This window comes from Ruegeria sp. HKCCD9138, assembly GCF_057220975.1.
Window position 1 is genome coordinate 113,938 of the sequence record NZ_JBWVAZ010000004.1, and the last position, 18,057, is coordinate 131,994.

At 57.5% G+C, this 18,057-nt stretch carries 14 protein-coding genes and 1 tRNA gene; 8 read left to right on the forward strand and 7 right to left on the reverse strand.

Annotation, left to right across the window (positions count from 1 at the left end):
- Nucleotides 1-48 precede the first annotated feature (48 nt).
- The 6 genes from AC2TEL_RS08585 to AC2TEL_RS08610 are packed head-to-tail and all read right to left on the reverse strand — an operon-like array spanning nucleotide 49 to nucleotide 5,880.
- The gene (locus tag AC2TEL_RS08585; RefSeq protein ID WP_480903206.1) at nucleotides 49-846 is read right to left on the reverse strand and encodes an MBL fold metallo-hydrolase; all 798 of its coding nucleotides are present in this window, start codon (nucleotides 844-846) and stop codon (nucleotides 49-51) included.
- On the reverse strand, nucleotides 843-1,649 hold the full coding sequence (locus AC2TEL_RS08590; RefSeq protein ID WP_480843444.1) for a TatD family hydrolase: 807 nt from the start codon (nucleotides 1,647-1,649) through the stop codon (nucleotides 843-845). Before AC2TEL_RS08590 ends, AC2TEL_RS08585 begins: the two co-directional genes overlap by 4 nt.
- Nucleotides 1,646-2,767: a DNA polymerase III subunit delta' gene (locus tag AC2TEL_RS08595; protein ID WP_480843442.1), complete on the reverse strand. Its 1,122-nt coding sequence runs from the start codon at nucleotides 2,765-2,767 to the stop codon at nucleotides 1,646-1,648. The genes AC2TEL_RS08590 and AC2TEL_RS08595 overlap by 4 nt, the downstream gene beginning before the upstream one ends.
- Nucleotides 2,760-3,401: a dTMP kinase gene (tmk, locus tag AC2TEL_RS08600; protein ID WP_480843440.1), complete on the reverse strand. Its 642-nt coding sequence runs from the start codon at nucleotides 3,399-3,401 to the stop codon at nucleotides 2,760-2,762. The genes AC2TEL_RS08595 and tmk overlap by 8 nt, the downstream gene beginning before the upstream one ends.
- On the reverse strand, nucleotides 3,398-4,564 hold the full coding sequence (locus AC2TEL_RS08605; RefSeq protein ID WP_480843438.1) for a D-alanyl-D-alanine carboxypeptidase family protein: 1,167 nt from the start codon (nucleotides 4,562-4,564) through the stop codon (nucleotides 3,398-3,400). Before AC2TEL_RS08605 ends, tmk begins: the two co-directional genes overlap by 4 nt.
- A gap of 17 nt (nucleotides 4,565-4,581) precedes the next feature.
- Nucleotides 4,582-5,880, reverse strand: a complete 1,299-nt coding sequence (locus AC2TEL_RS08610) for an SPOR domain-containing protein (protein WP_480903208.1) — start codon at nucleotides 5,878-5,880, stop codon at nucleotides 4,582-4,584.
- Between the two features lie 203 nt (nucleotides 5,881-6,083).
- Between AC2TEL_RS08610 and AC2TEL_RS08615 the strand changes: the two genes are divergently transcribed.
- The 5 genes from AC2TEL_RS08615 (at nucleotide 6,084) to AC2TEL_RS08635 (ending at nucleotide 11,564) form a co-directional block, all read left to right on the forward strand.
- Nucleotides 6,084-6,173, forward strand: a tRNA-Ser gene (locus AC2TEL_RS08615).
- A gap of 702 nt (nucleotides 6,174-6,875) precedes the next feature.
- A complete protein-coding gene (locus AC2TEL_RS08620; protein ID WP_480843436.1) occupies nucleotides 6,876-7,826 on the forward strand; it encodes an ABC transporter substrate-binding protein in 951 nt (316 codons plus the stop codon).
- Between the two features lie 84 nt (nucleotides 7,827-7,910).
- Entirely contained in the window at nucleotides 7,911-8,948 is a 1,038-nt protein-coding gene (locus AC2TEL_RS08625) for a quaternary amine ABC transporter ATP-binding protein (RefSeq protein ID WP_480843434.1), read from the forward strand.
- The gene (locus AC2TEL_RS08630; RefSeq protein WP_480843433.1) at nucleotides 8,941-10,530 is read left to right on the forward strand and encodes an ABC transporter permease; all 1,590 of its coding nucleotides are present in this window, start codon (nucleotides 8,941-8,943) and stop codon (nucleotides 10,528-10,530) included. Before AC2TEL_RS08625 ends, AC2TEL_RS08630 begins: the two co-directional genes overlap by 8 nt.
- 53 nt (nucleotides 10,531-10,583) lie before the next feature.
- Nucleotides 10,584-11,564, forward strand: coding sequence for an arginase family protein (locus AC2TEL_RS08635; RefSeq protein WP_480843431.1), 981 nt, complete (start codon nucleotides 10,584-10,586; stop codon nucleotides 11,562-11,564).
- Here the strand turns inward: AC2TEL_RS08635 and speB are convergent.
- Entirely contained in the window at nucleotides 11,557-12,531 is a 975-nt protein-coding gene (gene speB / locus AC2TEL_RS08640) for an agmatinase (protein ID WP_480903210.1), read from the reverse strand. The two genes, AC2TEL_RS08635 and speB, sit on opposite strands and share 8 nt — an antisense overlap.
- Before the next feature lie 505 nt (nucleotides 12,532-13,036).
- Between speB and AC2TEL_RS08645 the strand changes: the two genes are divergently transcribed.
- From AC2TEL_RS08645 to hisD, 3 genes are all read left to right on the forward strand, one after another.
- Nucleotides 13,037-15,472 (forward strand): GcvT family protein, encoded by a 2,436-nt coding sequence (locus AC2TEL_RS08645; protein ID WP_480903212.1) that lies wholly within the window; start codon nucleotides 13,037-13,039, stop codon nucleotides 15,470-15,472.
- 128 nt (nucleotides 15,473-15,600) lie between these two features.
- Nucleotides 15,601-16,584, forward strand: a complete 984-nt coding sequence (locus AC2TEL_RS08650; RefSeq protein ID WP_480903214.1) for a LysR family transcriptional regulator — start codon at nucleotides 15,601-15,603, stop codon at nucleotides 16,582-16,584.
- 167 nt (nucleotides 16,585-16,751) lie between these two features.
- Nucleotides 16,752-18,053: a histidinol dehydrogenase gene (gene hisD / locus AC2TEL_RS08655; protein ID WP_480843424.1), complete on the forward strand. Its 1,302-nt coding sequence runs from the start codon at nucleotides 16,752-16,754 to the stop codon at nucleotides 18,051-18,053.
- Nucleotides 18,054-18,057: the final 4 nt, after the last annotated feature.

Below are 18,057 nucleotides of genomic sequence, written 5' to 3' on the forward strand. Positions count from 1 at the left end.
GCCCCTGCGGGCAGTATCGGGGTTATTTCGGCCCGACCTCGCAGTGTCTTACAGCGCTTGCCGGATCACGAGGCCATCATGGGCCGGTGTGACGTGATCAGGGGTTTCAGCGGCCACCGTGGCATAGTCCAGATCGATATGCATATTGGTCAGAACGGCCTGTTTTGGGCGCAGACGTTCGATCCACTCCAGTGTCTTCTCCAAATGTGCGTGGGTGGGATGAGGAGAGCGGCGCAGCGCGTCGATGACCAAAGTATCCAGCCCGATGAGGTGTTCCCATGCGTCGTCATAGATATCGGACACATCGGGTAGATAGACCAGATTTCCCATCTTGAAACCCAGCGCATCGATTGAACCGTGTTGCACCTTGATCGGGTGAAACGGGATCGACCCGCCGGGGCCGTCTATTTCAAACGGGCCATCCAGTGATTTCAGATCCAGAATCGGTGGGTAAGGAGAACCCTCGGGTTGCACAAAGGCATAACCGAACCGACCCAGCAACTGGTTCTGGGTGTCGCCATCGGCCCAGACGGGCACACGCGTTTTCATGTTGAACACAATCATACGCAGATCGTCGATACCATTGGTATGATCGGCGTGGGCGTGCGTGTAGACGACACCATCCAGACGCCCGGTGCCCGTGTCCAGCAACTGACTGCGCATGTCCGGCGAAGTGTCGATCAAAACCGTTGTCGTGCCGTCGGGTCCGTCTCGCTCTACCAGCAACGAACAGCGGCGGCGGATATTTCTTGGATTTTCGGGATCGCAGGCCCCCCAATGCCCACCCAGCCGGGGCACACCGCCGGATGACCCGCAGCCCAGAATAGTGCACCTCAACTCGTTCATGCAGCGGCCTTGAATGATGCGACTTTGGTGAACAGACGGTCGAAATTCGCCTGCGTCTGCGCAGCAAACTCGGGAAAATCCACGCCGAACACTTCAGCGCCTTTGCGGGCGGTGTGGGCGGTAAAAGCGGGCTCGTTCCGTTTGCCGCGATGTGGCGGCGGAGCCAAATACGGCGCGTCGGTTTCCACCAGAATGCGATCGATCGGGGCGGCGGCGAAGATGTCGCGCAACTCCTGGCTCTTGGGAAAGGCCGCGATACCGGACATAGAGAGGTAAAACCCCAGATCCAGTGCCGCACGAGCCAGCTCGGCAGAAGAAGAAAAGCAATGCATCACACAGCTATAGGGTGCGTTGTTGAACTCCTCGGTCAGGATGCGGGCCATGTCATCGTCGGCCGCCCGGGCGTGGATGATCAGTGGCAGGCCGGTGCGCTGGGCGGCCTCGATATGGACGCGCAGAGATTGCTTCTGGGCCCCGGCAGACTCGGCGGTGTAGTGATAATCCAATCCGGACTCACCGATACCGACAAATTTCGGGTGCCGTGACAGGGCGACCAACTCGTCTACCGTGGCCATGGGCTCGTCCGCTGCGCTCATCGGGTGGGTACCGGCAGCGTAGAAGACGGGGGCATGTGCCTCGGCAATGGCGCGGACAGTGGTTTCGTTGCGCAGGCGCGTGCAGATGGTCACCATGCGGGTTACCCCGGCCTCGGCCGCGCGGGTAACGATCTGATCCAGCTGGCCTTCGAAATCCGGGAAGTCCAGATGGCAATGGCTGTCAGTGATTTCGGGGGTGGTGTTCATCTGCTCTGACCGGCGGTTTCCTGTATCTTGAACACCGTATCTAGGACCAGAGCGGCAGGGTCAAGGTTCACTGCCTGACCATGGCGCGCGCGGGACGTGATCGTGGCGGCGACCTCGGCCCACTGTCGTGCTTGCTGTGGGTTGGAGGAGAGGCGGGCGAGCGTCTCGGCCTCGTTAGGGGCGGCCTCGGGGACGGGGGATGCACCGGTCGCTCCGGTCAGCGCCAACCGCGACAACGCAACGTCAATCAGGGTTAGCAGCAACTCGAATCTTTCAGCGGCACCGCGTTGGGCGGCGGCCTCTGCCAAGGCCAATGCGCGGGGTCGATCCAGACGCGGCAGCGTCCCCAGTATGGCAATCAATTCGGCGTATATCTCAAGACCACCAAGATTGATCAACCGCACTGCATCGCCCACGGATCCAGAGGCCAGTGCCGCCAGATGATCGGTTCGCTCCGGCAGGTCGGCCCCGGTCTGAGACAGGGCTGCCTGCATGTCCTGCGCATCGAGCGGCGACAGCCGCAAAGTCCGACAGCGCGACCGGATCGTTGGCAAAAGCCGCGAGGGTTGATGCGACACCAGCAATAAAGTCGTTCGTGCGGGCGGTTCCTCGAGCATTTTCAGAAGGGCGTTTGCGGCGCTGACATTCATCTCATCGGCAGAGTCAACAATCACGACACGGCGTCCACCGTCTGCCGAGGACAGCCCGAAGAACTTGCCCAGTTTGCGGATGTCGTCCACGACGATCTCGCCTCTGAGGCGCCCCTGATCGTTGATAGACCGCGTGATCGCCGCCAGCCCGGGTTCCGCCCCGGCCTGAACGCGGTGCGAAACCGGGTGATCCGGTTCAATGTCCAGCGTCCGGGGCTGAGGAGGCGCCCCAAACAGCCCACCATCATCGGATGGCGGCGTGGCCAGCAGAAATCGGGCAATGCGCCATGCCAGCGTCGCCTTGCCCACACCGCGCGGGCCGGTCAGCAGCCAGCCATGGTGCAACCGTTCCGAGTTGTAGGCCGTCAGAAAGGCCTGCTCGGCCGCGCTCTGCCCAATCAACTGCTGGGTTTCGCGGGGGTGCGGTGCGCCGGGGGCCTGATCCGGGGTGGGGGTCTCGTCACTCATGAACTGTCTGTCGCAAGGCTTTGGTGACGATTTGTGTCACATCCTGCGCGACGCTGTCCATGTCCCTATTGCCGTCGACGACGCGAAACCGGTCGGAATACTCCTCGGCCAACGCCAGAAATCCCGCGCGCATCTGCTGCTGTAGTGCGGGACCGAAATCCTCGAACCGCTCCTCGGCGCCCTGACGCCCCTTGGCGCGGGACAGACCGGTCCGCGGGTCCATGTCGATCAACAGGGTCATGTCGGGTTCACGCCCGATCATCAGTTCGTGCAACTGGTCGACCAAGCCCCGCAGATCGCCGCGTGACAAGCCCTGATACATCCTGGTGCTGTCTGCGAAGCGGTCGCAAATCACGACCTTACCCTCGGCCAACGCCGGCTCGATGGTCCGTTCCAGATGATCACGTCGCGCGGCGGTGAACAGCAGAATCTCCGTTTCGGCGGACCAGCGATCCGGATCTCCCTGCAAAACAAGGCTGCGAATTTCCTCAGCACCGGGAGAGCCGCCCGGTTCGCGCGTCAGAACAACCTGATGGCCCGCGTCGCGCAAATGCTCGGCCAAAATGCGGGCCTGAGTGGACTTGCCGGAACCGTCGATGCCTTCGAATGACAGAAACAAACCGGGTCTCGTCACAATAAGTCCATTGGGTTGCCGATCACGTCGGTGAACACGATACCGCCCACGGTCATCATTCGCACCACGAAGCCCCCGGATGCGACGCTTTCAGAGGCCACAAGCGGACGACGGATCTCTGGCAGGCCTTCCGGTTTAATGACCAACTCGGCCAGTTGTTGGCCCTTTTGGACCGGAGCGTTAATCGGCCCGTCATAGACAACTTCGGCCTGAATGTCCTTGTCACCCAGAACCGGAAACAACAGGGTCAGATCCTCCTGCGGCACCAGACCGACTGTCTTTTTCGCGCCCATCCAGATCTTGGCTTCGGCTATCGGTTCCTCTGCTTCGGCAACTGTCCTCTCGACAAAATTTCGAAACGACCAGTTAACCACGGCCTCAGCCTCCTCTGCCCGAACTCCGGTGCTGTCGAGGCCGGTAAGAACAAAGATCACCCGGCGATCACCCTGCTTGGCGGATCCGACGAGGCCATAGCCTGCCTCTTGCGTATGGCCGGTTTTCAGGCCATCGGCCCCTATACCGAGTTTCAACAGCGGGTTGCGGTTGCGTTTGTTCGAGGGCGCGCGGCCGTCGAATTCAAACTCTTCCTCGGCGAACAGAGGATAATACTCGGGAAAGTCCGCGATCAACCGGTCTGCCAGAACGGCCAGATCATGCACCGACATCATGTGACCGGCAGCGGGCCAACCGTTGGAATTGGCGAAGTTCGAGTGGTTCATCCCCATCTGTTTTGCGCGCTGGGTCATGTAGCGGGCGAAACCCGCCTCTGTTCCATCGGGGCTGAGCGCTTCGGCGATCACGACGCATGCGTCGTTGCCAGAAAGAACGATAACACCGCGCAACAGGTCTTCGACAGTGGGGCGGTCCTGGGTGTTGAGGAACATGGTTGAGCCGCCATAGCTCATGGCGTGTTCCGAAACCGGCAGAGTCTCATTCAGCGTCAATCGCCCGTCACGCAAGGCTTCGAACGCGACATAAAGCGTCATGAGCTTGGACATCGAGGCCGGAGGCAGGGGTTGATCCGCCTCTTTCGACAACAAAACGGTGCCGGTTTTCTGGTCCATAACGTAAGCCGCCCGCGCCGTGGTATCGAAGGCATGGGCGGGCAGTGTCAAAAGCGTCAGGGCCAGGGTCAAGGTAGTTGATCGCAACGCGGACAGCATGATTTGCCTCCTGTAATTCAGTTTTTGGCGGTGAACGCGTCAGTAAACCCGAGGTCCTTCACATCCGACAGAATTGCCTTGCGCTCGGCCCGGGTGTTGGCGGGGCCAACCAATACGCGCCAGATCGTTTTCCCTTCGGATTGCAGTTCACGAACATCGGGGGTCATGCCGTTTCTGCGTATCTTCTGCGCCGCGCTGTTTGCATTGGCTTCGACGCTGAAAGTGCCGACCTGAACATATGGTTTGCTGAGCGACGATGCCGTCGCAGCGCTTGCCGCCGCCGTAGTGGCAACTGGTGTCGGTTCGGCTGCATCTATGGCTGCGGCTGCTCCGGCAATTGGATCCAGCGGAGTTTCCGTGATTTCGTTCGGGTCTTTCTTTTGCCACCACTTCCGCTTTGCGGGTTTCTCGGCAGGTGGGGTGACCTCGGGGTCGGCCAGTGTCGCTGTTGGCTCCGCGTCGTCATCTGTGGCAACGCTTGTTGCCGCACCAGCGGCAGCACCTGCTGCCGCTGCGCTGGCATCTGTGTCGGTTTTCTTTTGCCACCATTTACGCTTGGCGGGCTTTTCTTCGGCACTGGTCGCGTCAGTGACTTCTGCAGCGTCGGTTTCGGTGTCGTCTGATGCTGATGCCGCTACGGCGGCTCCGGCCGCTGCACCGGCAACGGCGGCGGTTGCAGCGGCGGTTCCGGCTTCCTCAGCCGGTTTTTTCTGCCACCATTTGCGCTTGGCGGGTATTTCTTCCGCTTCTGTTTCGGCAGTTGCCGCGACATCCGCGTCGGTCTCGCCTTCGGCGACCCCACCTTCTTCTGCAGGTGTTTTTTCGACAGGTGGAGGTGCAATGGTTTCGCGGCGCAGGGCTACCACCTGAATACTCGTCGGAGCACCGGCAAGCATCCCCAATTGCTCAGCGGCGGCAGATGAGACCTGCAGTTCGGGACCCGGCAGGTTCCTTTCACGGCGGAACAGAGCCCCGGTGACGGTTTTGTTGTTGGCCGTATTCTTGATCAGAACCCGTTCAGGTTGAGAGACATTCGGGTGGGCCACCCAAATCCCCCCCAGTGACGGCCGACCGTCCCATAACCCGGCTTCAGTCACCTGAAAGACCTCGGGCGCTTCGACATCTCTGGTTGTGCCAGACGCAGGTTGCGGAAACAACTCGATCGTTTCTCCGGCGTCCGCTGTGTCAGAAGGTTTGTCCTTGTCTGCACTGGCGGACGGGTTCAAACCCTCTTCGCACCCTGCCAGAGCAGCAATCATGGCGGTCAAAGCAATAAGCCGATACGGCACAGAGCATTTGCCAGTCGCTCGATTCATTTCGATATCCCTTGCCTGAAAGGGCCTTTTGGCCGAGCCCCACCGCTTGTCAGCCGGATCTTTTGCCCGGTCTCCTGCGGTCTTTGAAGGGATCATAACGCGACCAACATGTCATGGGAAGACCAGCGATAAAGCTTCGGCAATATTTCCCCGCTTTATGGCTTGCCTCTGACTGCAACTGCGCTTAGACCCTGCCGTCAAGCGGGGAGGTGGCAGAGTGGTCGAATGCGGCGGTCTTGAAAACCGTTGAACGTGAGAGCGTTCCCAGGGTTCGAATCCCTGTCTCCCCGCCACAGTTTCTCTGGTACATATGACCACCCGAACCCCATTGTGAAAAAGCGCATTGCTGCGATTGCCCCAAAACGCCCCCAATGAATGATTGGCCAGTTCCCGGACAGCCGTCGCGGACAAACACAGCGGGATTGGCTTTAGAATACTCAGCGGACCGGCAGATACGTCAATGCGGCATTCCACGTTTCGGCAACCGCTTTGAAAGCTCCTTCTTTTTGGACCTGCAACAAGAGCGGGTTATGCGAAAGCATACAACAAATCGCCAACGCTCATTTTTGGCCCCAAACACTTCAATCAATGATTGTCACTCTGCGGATGAGAGAATTTCGGGTTGACGCGACCCAATAACCCCGGCGATTGGCGCGGTTTTTGCCAATAATCAAAGCCCCCATTTACCGAGCGAAATTTGTTCGAATCTTCCGCGCAGCAGCCGGGCAGAAAGTCGAGCGTTGAAAGGAAAGCGTCGTGAGGTTCACAAGTTTGGAGAAAGTCGAAGAAAAGTTCTGAGAATTTCGCATTCCACAAAATTCAAACATGTCACGCTTGATGCGCCGGGCAAACACATGCTTCAGTTTTGATGCTTGCGCGGGGAAGAATTGCGCAAGCCAAATATTTGAGAACTCTAGGGTTGTCAAAATAATATGCGCAGTGACTGAGCACCAATCGAAAAACTGCGCCAGGTACGTCCAACATGGAGAAATCGGATGAACAAAATTTCGATGCTATTGGGTGGCGCTTCGGTTGCGTTTGCCATGCCGGTGATGGCTGCTGACATTGTTATCGGTGTGCCGAACTGGGCTTCAGTAAACGCCACGGCTCACATCCTGGAAGTTGTTATCGAAGAAAACCTCGGACTTGATGTCGAACTGCAGAATGGTACGAACCCTATCGTATTCGAGGCTATGGACAGTGGCTCGATGCATGTCCACCCGGAAGTCTGGATGCCGAACCAGCAGAACCTGCATGACACCTACGTCAAGGACAACGGCACCGTCGTCATGAACGAAAACCCGGTTCAGGCAGAACAGGGCATGTGTGTACCCACCGCCATTGCGGAAGAGTACGACATCAAGTCCATCGACGATCTGAGCGATCCCGACAAGATGGCGATCTTTGACACTGACGGCAATGGCACGCCGGAAGTCTGGATTGGCGCGCCTGGTTGGGCCTCTACAGTGGTCGAAAAGATTCGCGCTAAATCATATGGCTACGACCAAATCTTCGATCTGACGGAGTACGAGGAAACCATCGCTTACGCCAATCTGGCAAATGCCACCAAGGCAGGCGAACCATGGATCGGCTTCTGCTACAGCCCGCACTATATCTTTGTCACTCAGGACCTGACCGTGCTGGAAGAGCCCGCTCATGACCCGGCAACATGGACCATTGTGCAGCCCACTGACGACCCGGATTGGCTGTCCAAATCCGAAGCCTCGTCGGCCTGGAATGGTGCAACCCTTCACTTGCACTACGCAAAGGAACTGGAAGAAAACTACCCCGAGGTGGCCGCCCTGTTCCGCAATTACCAGATGAACGGCGATGATCTGAGTGCGATGGGCAAGGCGCTTGCCGTCGACAACATGGAAGCGGCTGATTTTGCCCGGCAGTGGGTGGATGCAAACGAAGATACCGTTATCGGCTGGTTAACCAACTAAAACAAAAATCCAAGGGGCCGTCGCGACAGTTCGCGGCGGCCCTTTTCTTGTATGTCGGGCGGCGCTCAGCCTCATGGGGGACAAATGGACGAACCTGTCGTAAAACTGGAAAATGTCTGGAAAATCTTTGGCGCGCGGGCTGAAGAGGCCATGGCCGCAGTCCGGGCCGAAGGCATAGGAAAGCCGGAAGTTCTTGAAAGATTCAACTGTGTAGTCGGGGTTCAGGGTGCGACCTTCGAAGTGCCGCGCGGCGAGATTTTCTGTATCATGGGCCTGTCGGGTTCGGGCAAGTCGACGCTGGTGCGCCACGTCAATCGCCTGATTGAGCCAACCGCCGGCAAGATCGAGATATTGGGCCGAGATGTCTCCAAGATTTCCGAAGCTGAACTGCGCCGCATTCGCGCGCAGCAGATCGGGATGGTGTTCCAGCATATGGCGTTGATGCCGCACCGGTCTGTTCGGGACAATGTGGCGTACCCGCTGGAAATCAGAAAGGTTTCAAAATCCAAACGCTGGGCAGTGTCGGACCATGCGCTGAGTCTGGTTAACCTGACAGGCTATGAAGACCGCCTGCCCAAGGAATTGTCTGGCGGCATGCAGCAACGTGTGGGGATTGCCCGCGCCTTGGCGTCGGACCCCGAGATCCTGTTGATGGACGAGCCGTTCTCTGCCTTGGACCCGCTGATCCGATTACAGTTGCAGGATCAGTTCAAGGCGCTGGTTGCACAGCTGAAGAAGACCACTCTCTTCATCACTCACGACCTGGATGAAGCAATCCGCATCGGACACCGCATCGCTATCATGAAGGATGGTGTGATCGTGCAGATCGGGACACCCGAAGACATCGTCATGAACCCGGCCGACGAATATGTGCGTGAGTTCGTTCAGGGCATATCCAAGCTCAAACTTGTCAAAGCGCATTCGATTATGGAGCCGCTCAACAGCTACTCAGGGTCGCTGGAAGGCGCGCTGCGGGCGGATGAAGGCGCGGATCTGGACCAATTGATTGATCTTGCGGTGAATACGGACCTTCCGGTGGTCATCACGGACGCAGGCAGTGACGTTGGAGTAGTGTCAAAACCGCGCCTGCTGCGCGGTATCCAGGGGGGCAAAAATGACTGATGCAACTGCAGAACTGAAGGTCACCGCCGCCTCTGACATTGAAGTGGACCGTGATGAGCTGGACCGTTCGATTAATGATTTCGTAGGTCCCAGCGGAGATTACTATATCAAGGCGTTCCACAAGATACATGATGCCACCAGCCCCGTCCCAAACACATTCAACCTGTGGGCGGCTGTTCTGGGGCCATTCTGGTCGGCCTCGCGCGCGATCTGGGGAATGTTCTGGACGTTCCTGATCCTTGAAATCATCGCATGGGTCCAGATCGGTCGCGGCGCCTGGGGCAACCCCGGAGCAGACTTCGCCGAAAGGGCGGCACGTCAACAGGAGCGCGCCGCCGAGTTGCTGGCGCGCGCTGCAGACTCTACGGAAAAGGCCGATATCGACCGCTTTACCAAGCTGGCCGAGAATATTCAGAAGGCGGCTGATACCAGTCTTGAACGGGCCGCAGCCGCGCAATCCGAGGCTGCCGGAATTCTGATCACCGGTTTGCTCATGCTGCTGGTGTTCAAACTGGTTCAGGGTTTTTATGCGGATCGCATCTATGAAAAGCAGTATTCGAAATGGCGGATTAACCCGGACAGCACCGAAAGCGGCAGATCCACGCGGAACATCGTTTTAGGTGCCATGCTGGTGGCCGCCATCGGGCCGCTGATTGTTTACAAGTTTACCGTCAACGCCTCGCTTCCGCTGCTGGATGCATTTCCTGAACAGGAAGTGTCCGAGATCATCCTCGGCGAAGGCAGCGGCACGTTGTTCTCGACTGTGGCAAGCTGGATGGAGGCGCAGATTGATGCGGCCGCAGCGGCTGGTGGAGACATATTCGACGGGATCGTAGCCGGTGTGCGATCGGTGCTGGATGCGCTTACCATTGCGTTGATCGGGTCTCCGTGGCCGGTTGTCATGCTGGTAATCTGCGTAACGGCGTGGCGCGCTGCCGGGCCACGTGTGGCGATCTTTACGGCATCTTCCTTGGCCTACATCGCGCTACTTGGGTATTGGGATGTAGCCATGGAAACGGTCGCACTGGTTGGTGCGGCGGTGTTGTTGTGCGTGATTTTCGGTATTCCGCTGGGGATATGGTTCGGCAAATCTCAACGTGCCTATCGAGCGGCGGAACCAGTGCTGGACCTGATGCAGACGCTTCCGGCGTTTGTCTATCTGATCCCGATCATCGCCTTCTTCGGCACCGGTAACCCGCCGGGCATTCTGGCGACGATCATCTTCGGGATGCCGCCGGTTATCCGCCTGACAGCGCTGGGCATGCGTGGCGTGCCAGAAAGCATCAAGGAGGCGGCCGTCGCCTTTGGTGCATCGAAATGGCAGTTGCTGAAAGATGTCGAAATCCCATTGGCTCTGCCATCCATCATGACCGGGGTTAACCAGACCATTCTGATGTGCCTGTCGATGGTCGTGATCATCTCGCTGATCGGTGGCGGCGGACTCGGCAAGGAGATCCTCGAGGCGTTACAATACGCAGCCAAGGGTCCGGGCCTGCTGGGCGGTTTTGCCATCCTGTTCTGCGCCATGGTCATCGACCGGATCGTGCAAGGTGCCTTCCGGCGCGAAGACGAGAAAATCTGATGGCTCAAACGCCCTCGGCACAGCCGGGGGCGTTTTCTTTTCGGAGGCAGGGCATGGCTGACAAATACGAACAATCCATGATGGACAATCTGTATTGGTGGGGCGTGCCGACGTTGTTTCGATGCCCGCACACGGGGCCAGAAGGGCAGGATATCGCGCTGGTCGGAGTTCCGCATTCGACAGGCAACGGAACGACCGAGCGGGATCAGCATCTCGGCCCTCGGGCCTTGCGGCACGTCTCGGCAGTCCAGCGCCGGGTGCATTCGCTGTTCCAGATCGATCCCTGGAACAACACCAGAATTGCCGATGTCGGCGACGTTCCATTTCCCAGAGCCAACGATAACGAAGACTGCATCGAGCGCATCACGGCCTTCTACAAGGACATTGATGCGACCGGCGCGCGGCCCGTGTCCGTCGGAGGCGATCATTCGATCACCGGCGGTATCGTTCAGGCGCTGGGCGGCGGCAAATTGGCCGGTGGAGAGCCCGTCAGCTTTCTTCATCTCGACGCCCATACGGATGTCTTTACAAAAGTCGACCATTTCCTAGGTGCCCGTAAATCCGCTGCGCACTGGGGCGCATATCTGGCGGATCAGGGACAGGTGGATCCCACCCGTTCCATGCAAATCGGGTTGCGGGGACATCCGCGCAGTCTGGATTGGCTGCAGCCGTCCTACGACTATGGCTACAACATTGTCACGATGCGCGAATTTCGCCAACGCGGTTTGGCTGATGTGGTCGCACAAACCCGCGAGGTTCTCGGTGACCGCCCGATTTATATCACATTCGATCTGGATTGCCTGGATCCAACCGTTGCACCGGCGGTTTCAAATCTGGAACCCGGAGAAAAAGGGTTCGATATCGATGAAGCTGTAGGCATCCTGCACGCAGCCCGAGGCCTGAACATAGTTGGTGGAGACGTTGTCTGCATGATGCCCACCAAGGACAGCCCCAACAACATCACGGCACTGACAGCTGCAGCGGTCATGTTCGAGATGATCGCGATGATTGCGGAAAATGTCAGCGCTAAGTGACACGCCGATTGTCAACCGCCTGAGCAAGCACGCAAAGCAGTTCGAACATCAGTGAAATCCCAAGCCATGCTGTACCGCCTTCCGGATCAAACGGTGGCGACACCTCGACAAGATCGGCCCCGACCAAATTCAATCCTGACATCTTTCGAATGACCTGCTGCGCCTGAAAGCTGTTGGGACCGCCAATTTCAGGCGTCCCCGTGCCCGGCGCGTAGGTCGGATCGACAAAGTCGATATCGTAGGTGCAATAGCAGGGTTGGGTGCCCATAATCTCTCTGACCTCGGTCATGACCTCGTCGATGCCTCGGTCGAACAGCTCTTCGACACGGATAATGCGGACGCCTTGTGCCTCACCCCATTCGATATCGTCGGTGTTGTAGGCAGTTCCGCGAATGCCGACCTGCACGAAACGCTTTGGATCGACCAGACCTTCTTCGATCGCACGACGGAACGGAGTGCCGTGGGTGAACTTGTGTCCACCGAAATAACTGTCGAACAGATCGGTGTGGCTGTCGAACTGGACTAGCCCCAACGGGCCAGATGATGCGAGCGCACGTAAGACCGGCAGCGTTGTCAGGTGGTCACCCCCCGCTGTGAGCGGAGTGATGCCCTGTGCGACAAGTTCCGAAAAAAACGAGGTGACACGCTGCAAAGTGTCGTCAATATCCACCGGATTGGGCGCGACATCCCCCAGATCGGCGCAGTTGACCAGAGAGAAGGGGCTGACCCCTGTGACCGGGTTCATGGCCCGGATCATGGTCGAGTTATCGCGCAATTGACGCGGCCCATGCCTGGCACCGGGTCGGTTGGTCGTGCCCCCATCCCAGGGAATGCCGACCAGGGCCAATTCGACCTCATCATAGCGTTCATGGTCAGCGGTCAGGTTTGGGAGACGCATGAAAGTGGGAACTCCGGCAAAGCGGGCAAGCTCCATCGCAGAAACCGGTTGAAAGAAGGTGTTTGCCATGATGACCTCTGACATTGGAGTTCGTTTTGTTGACAGTATCGACACTGTTCGCCGTCGCAATACGAATGTTGGCGGCAGAAAGTTGGGCGCCTTCCTATCGCACTAAACAGTTTAGGGCCGCAGCCCGGCAATCACGGCATTTTTTGCATCAGACCAACACTTGCCAGAGCAGAGGTTTGAGAGGTTTTTTTACATGCTTGCCCATTCTTCGCCTCAATGGCCTTGGCGTTCTACACCGGAACTGCAACTCTCGATCGAATGTTGTATTGTCGGCAGGACCAGCATTGGACCGCTCCTACGGCTTCCTTCTCGGGCTGTATCAGCAGTTGGCATACACTGGTGTTATCCGCGCACCTGAGGAAAGTAGGTGCGGTTCTAAATTAGCAGAATGGCGCATTTCGAATTCCAAAACCCCAGTTTCGATTTTCCAAAACCGGAGAATGCGCCGTTGCTGTGGTGCAGGCTTTTTTCCCAAGAATAAGTAACGCAGTAAGGAGCGCGCGTGATGAAATCTCGGACCAAAGTCGTTGTGATTGGTGGCGGAATTGCCGGGTGTTCGACGTTGTACCACCTGACGCAAGAGGGCTGGACGGACGTGGTTTTGGTCGAACGGAATGAGCTGACATCCGGCACGACATGGCATTCAGCGGCTCAGGTGACCAATTTCGGAATGAACCAGACGATGGTCGGGCTGAAGTCTCACTCGATCCGGTTGTACAAAGAGCTGGCCGATGATCCCGACTACCCGATCAATTATCATCACGGCGATGGCGGCATCCGTCTGGCCAATACCAAAGCGCAGATGCAAGGTTACCGCCACTTCGCGTCGATGGCGCGCGGCATGGACGTACATTTCGAAGTGATTGATGCCGAAGAGTGCGCGCGCCGCCACCCCTTGATTTCCACCGATAACCTGATCGGCGGGCTGTGGGACCCGCTGGACGGCGACATAGACCCCGCGCAGCTTTGTCAGGCATTGGCGCGGCGCGCAAGAAAGGCAGGCGCCGAGGTCTATCGCAATACACCGGTCATCGGGTTGATCCAACACAGCGACGACACGTGGACCGTTCAAACCGAGCATGGGGATATTGATTGTGACATCGTCGTCAATGCCTGCGGGTATCGTGTGAATGAAGTTGGTGCAATGATGGGGGTGCATCATCCGGTCGCCTCCATGGAGCATCAGTACTTCCTGACCGAGGAGATCCCGGCCATCCGGGATGCGGGCCATCGCATGCCCTTGCTGAGATGTCCCATCAGCGACTATTATTGCAGACAGGAAAAGAACGGATTGCTGGTCGGTTTCTATGAACAGGGTTGCAAGACCTGGGGCATGGACGGGATTGATCCAAAATTCGTCAATGCATTATGCCCCGACGATCTGGATCGGGTGACGGATGTGCTGGAAGGGGCCTTCGCCCGCATGCCGGCGCTGATGGAAGTCGGCATTCACACCGTCGTAAACGGTCCCATCACCTATACGATCGATGGAGCACCCCTGATCGGACCCATTCCCGGAAAACGAAACGCTTTCTGCATCATCGGCCTGCGTGCCGGGCTGGGCGAAGGGGGAGGGCACGGGTGGCTGTTGGCGCAACAAATCGTGCATGGCGAAGCCTGTTACGACACGTGGTGCCTCGATCCACGCCGATTTACAGGGCATGCAAACGTTGAACTGACCGCGCTGAAAGCCGTCGAAGACTACCAGAACGAATTCAGGTTTCATTTTCCCCACGAGCATCGCCCCGCAGGGCGTCCGGCCAAGACAACGCCCCTGACGCCGGTATTTGCTGCTGCGGGTGCCGAGTTTACCGTGGTCAATGGATGGGAACGTGTCGACTACATCAAACCTCATCCGGATTTCTCGCCGACCTTGAGCTTCGATTTTGACGAAACGTTCGACATTGTCGCGTCCGAAGTGACGAACGTGCAGACAAATGTTGGTCTGGCCGAGGTCAATGGGTTCAACCGGATTGAAGTGACCGGCTCGGATCGTCACGCGTTTCTGGATCGCATGATCTGTGGAAACGTCGCCAAGCGCGACGGTCGTGTAGGGTTGGGCTATCTTTTGAACCATCACGGAATGGTCAAGGCAGAAGCCACCGTTGCAAACCTGCCAGCCAGCGACCGGGGACCGGCCCGCGTCTGGTATGGATCCGCCGCCGCGAGCGAATTCCATGACATGGATTGGCTGACGCAGCATCTGAAGCCCGACGAGGATGTTCACCTTCGCGGTTTGACAAACGAGCAGACGATCCTTGTGCTGGCCGGCCCGAACGCGCGGAACGTGTTGTCGATCTGCGCGCGCGGCGATTGGTCAGCCGAGGCGTTTCCGTGGCTCAGCGTGCGCGAGTGCTTCATTGGAATTGCCCCGGCAACGGTGATGAGCGTCAGTTTTTCCGGCGAGTTGGCCTATGAAATCCATATTCCCAACGCGTCACTCTATGCGGCCTACCTAGCGCTTGAGGAGGCGGGGCGGGCGTTCGGCCTGGGACTGTTTGGCGCACGGGCGATTGAGTCCATGAGAATGGAAAAAGGCTTTTTGCATTGGAAAGCCGACTTGATCACGGAATATGACCCCATTGAAACGGGTCTGGATCGGTTTGTAAAACTGGACAAAGGTGATTTCGTGGGGCGGCGTGCCCTGTTGGAACGACGTCAGATTGGGTCCCGAAAACGATTGGTCACGCTACACGTCGATGCGGTTCAGGCTCCGGCTCATCCTGGTGCCTCGGTGATGATTGGTGACAAAGTTGTCGGCACGGTGACATCCGGCGACTGGGGGCACCGAACCGGGATGAACCTGGCCTTTGCGTTTGTCGACAAAGGCATTGGGCCAGACGATGGAGGCCTGGAAATTGACATCTGCGGCAACAGATCGGCGGCAACTATTATTCCGCCATCCCCATACGACCCACAGATGGAAAAGGTGCGAGGTTAGCTGTTCGCCTGTGTGTGCATCTTACTAATGCGTTCCAAAAAAGCTCTGTAGTTCGGCACAGGATAAGCAAGTTTAGCATTGCCGTGGCGCACAATCTCTGTTTCGACTTTATCGAAAGAGTAGAAACAGTGGGAACGACACCATTGCCAAAACCTCTTAGCCTGCGCTGGTTGGAAGTATTTCAACTGATTGCCAAGTCAGGATCCATCCAAAAGGTGGCATCCGAGACGGGGCTGTCTATCAGCACCGTTTCAAATCACCTTCGAAGTTTGGAGAACTCATTGGGGGTCGAATTGGTGGATCACGGCCGCCGCCCCATGGGGCTGACCCCGGCAGGAGAGGTGTTTTCTAGGTACGTCCGAGACGGCCTTACGGTTCTGAAAAGCGGTGAGGCGGAAATTCGCTCGGGAAACTGGCAGCATGCCACCGCGCTGCGGCTTGCATTGATTGACGATTTTGACAACCAGGTCGCGCCTGAACTGTTTCGATGCCTTGCCCACGCACTGCCCAGATGCAACTTTCGCCATTTCACGCGACCAAGCCACGAAATCATTGCCAAGCTGCAAGAGCACAAGCTGGATGCCGGTGTTGCAACCCAACCCGCAGGTAAAACCGAAGGCCTGATTGAATACCCCTTGTTGCGTGATCCATTCATCGTGATCCTGCCGGAAAGCTACGGTGGGGCGATCGAGGATCTTCTGGATTCGGACGCTGAGTTGCCGTTTCTCCGGTATTCCAGAGATCACACCATCGGAAAGCAAATCGAGATTCAGCTGACCCGAAACAAGTTCAGTTTGCCAAACAGGTTTGAGCTGGAATGCAACCAGTCAATTGTCGGTCTGGTGGCCGAAGGCAGTGGCTGGGCGGTTACAACCGCAGCCAGCTTTCGCCGGGCAGAACGGTTTCACGGCAGTGTCAAAGTTCTTCCGTTTCCGGGACGGAACTTCGTGCGCACGGTTTCACTGTTTACGGCCGAGATTTATCCGGTTTCGACGTCCTTGCTCATTCACAAATTGCTTAGCAAACTGATAAAAGAGAATTTTTGCGATCCCATGTGCGCCAGGTACCGATGGCTCGAGAGCGATTTTCGGACACTTCAAAGCGAACATTAGAATGGTTGCGTCAGATTTTCGGTTGTCTGTTTGAAAGACAATAGAATACCCATTCCGACTTTTTCGAAACCTTGGTGCTGTTGCTTGACCGAACCTAGGTTGCAACGCTGATTGTCGGGTAGGAAAGCAGATGTCTGCATCAACCGTCTGGGCAAAGAAACAGCGTTATGGCGATCACCTATCTGAAAAAGGCGCAACCGGTTCCGATTTCCGAGAGCGCCGACATTCGTGACACAGTTGCGATCATGCTTGCGAACATAGAGCGTGATGGCGAGAACGCGGTGCGCGACTACTCCAAGAAACTGGATGGGTGGACCGGAGAGATTGTGGTGCCTGACAAAGCGCGTCAAGCCGCAATTGATCGGGTTCCGGGTTGCCTAAAGGACGACATTCAGTTTGCCCATCATAACATTCGTCGCTTTGCCGAAGCTCAGATGGCTTCGGTTTCGGATTGCCAGGTCGAGGTGATGCCGGGCCTGATCGCGGGGCAGAAACAGATCCCGGTCAACAGCGCGGGATGCTATGTTCCGGGTGGCAGGTATAGCCATATTGCCAGCGCGCTGATGACGATCACGACGGCCAAAGTTGCCGGTGTATCTCACATAACGGCTGTGTCCCCACCGCGCGATGCAAATGGGATTCCTGATGCGGTCATCTACGCGATGAATCTGGCAGGGGCGGACCTGATCCTGAATCTGGGCGGCGTTCAGGGGATTGCCGCGATGGCGGGTGGACTGTTTGGAGCGCAGCCTGCCGATATCCTTGTGGGGCCGGGAAATTCATTTGTGGCTGAAGCGAAAAGAATGCTGTTCGGTAAGGTCGGCATTGATATGTTCGCGGGCCCGACCGATTCATTGGTTGTTGCCGACCGGTCAGCATGCGTGGAAAGGGTGGCCTGGGACCTGGTCAGTCAGGCGGAACACGGTGCTGACAGTCCTGTCTGGCTGGTCAGCACCGACCGCGACGTAGCAATGGGTGTCGTTGCGCGCATTCCAAGTTTGATCGACAGCTTGCCTGAACCCAATGCCCAAGTGGCACGTGTCGCGTGGCGAGACAGGGCAGAAGTCATCTTGTGCGATACCCGAGAGGAAGCGGCTCAGGTCGCAGATCAATACGCGCCCGAGCATCTGCAAGTTCTGGCGGAAGACCTTGACTGGTGGCTGGATCGACTGAAAGTTTACGGCTCGTTGTTTCTGGGCGAAGAAACGACCGTGTCATTTGGCGACAAGACCTCGGGCCCCAATCACGTTCTGCCAACAAGCGGGGCAGCCAGATATACCGGCGGGCTTTCGGTTCACAAATTCATAAAGATGGTGACCTGGCAGAAATGCGACAGCGTTGCGTCGGAAGAATTGGCCACCAGAACTGCCCGGATCAGCCGTTTGGAAGGAATGGAAGGCCACGCCCGAGCCGCCGAAATGCGAATGAAGGAAATTGCTGCAGACCTGCCAAAAGCTGTGCCAAACTGAAGAT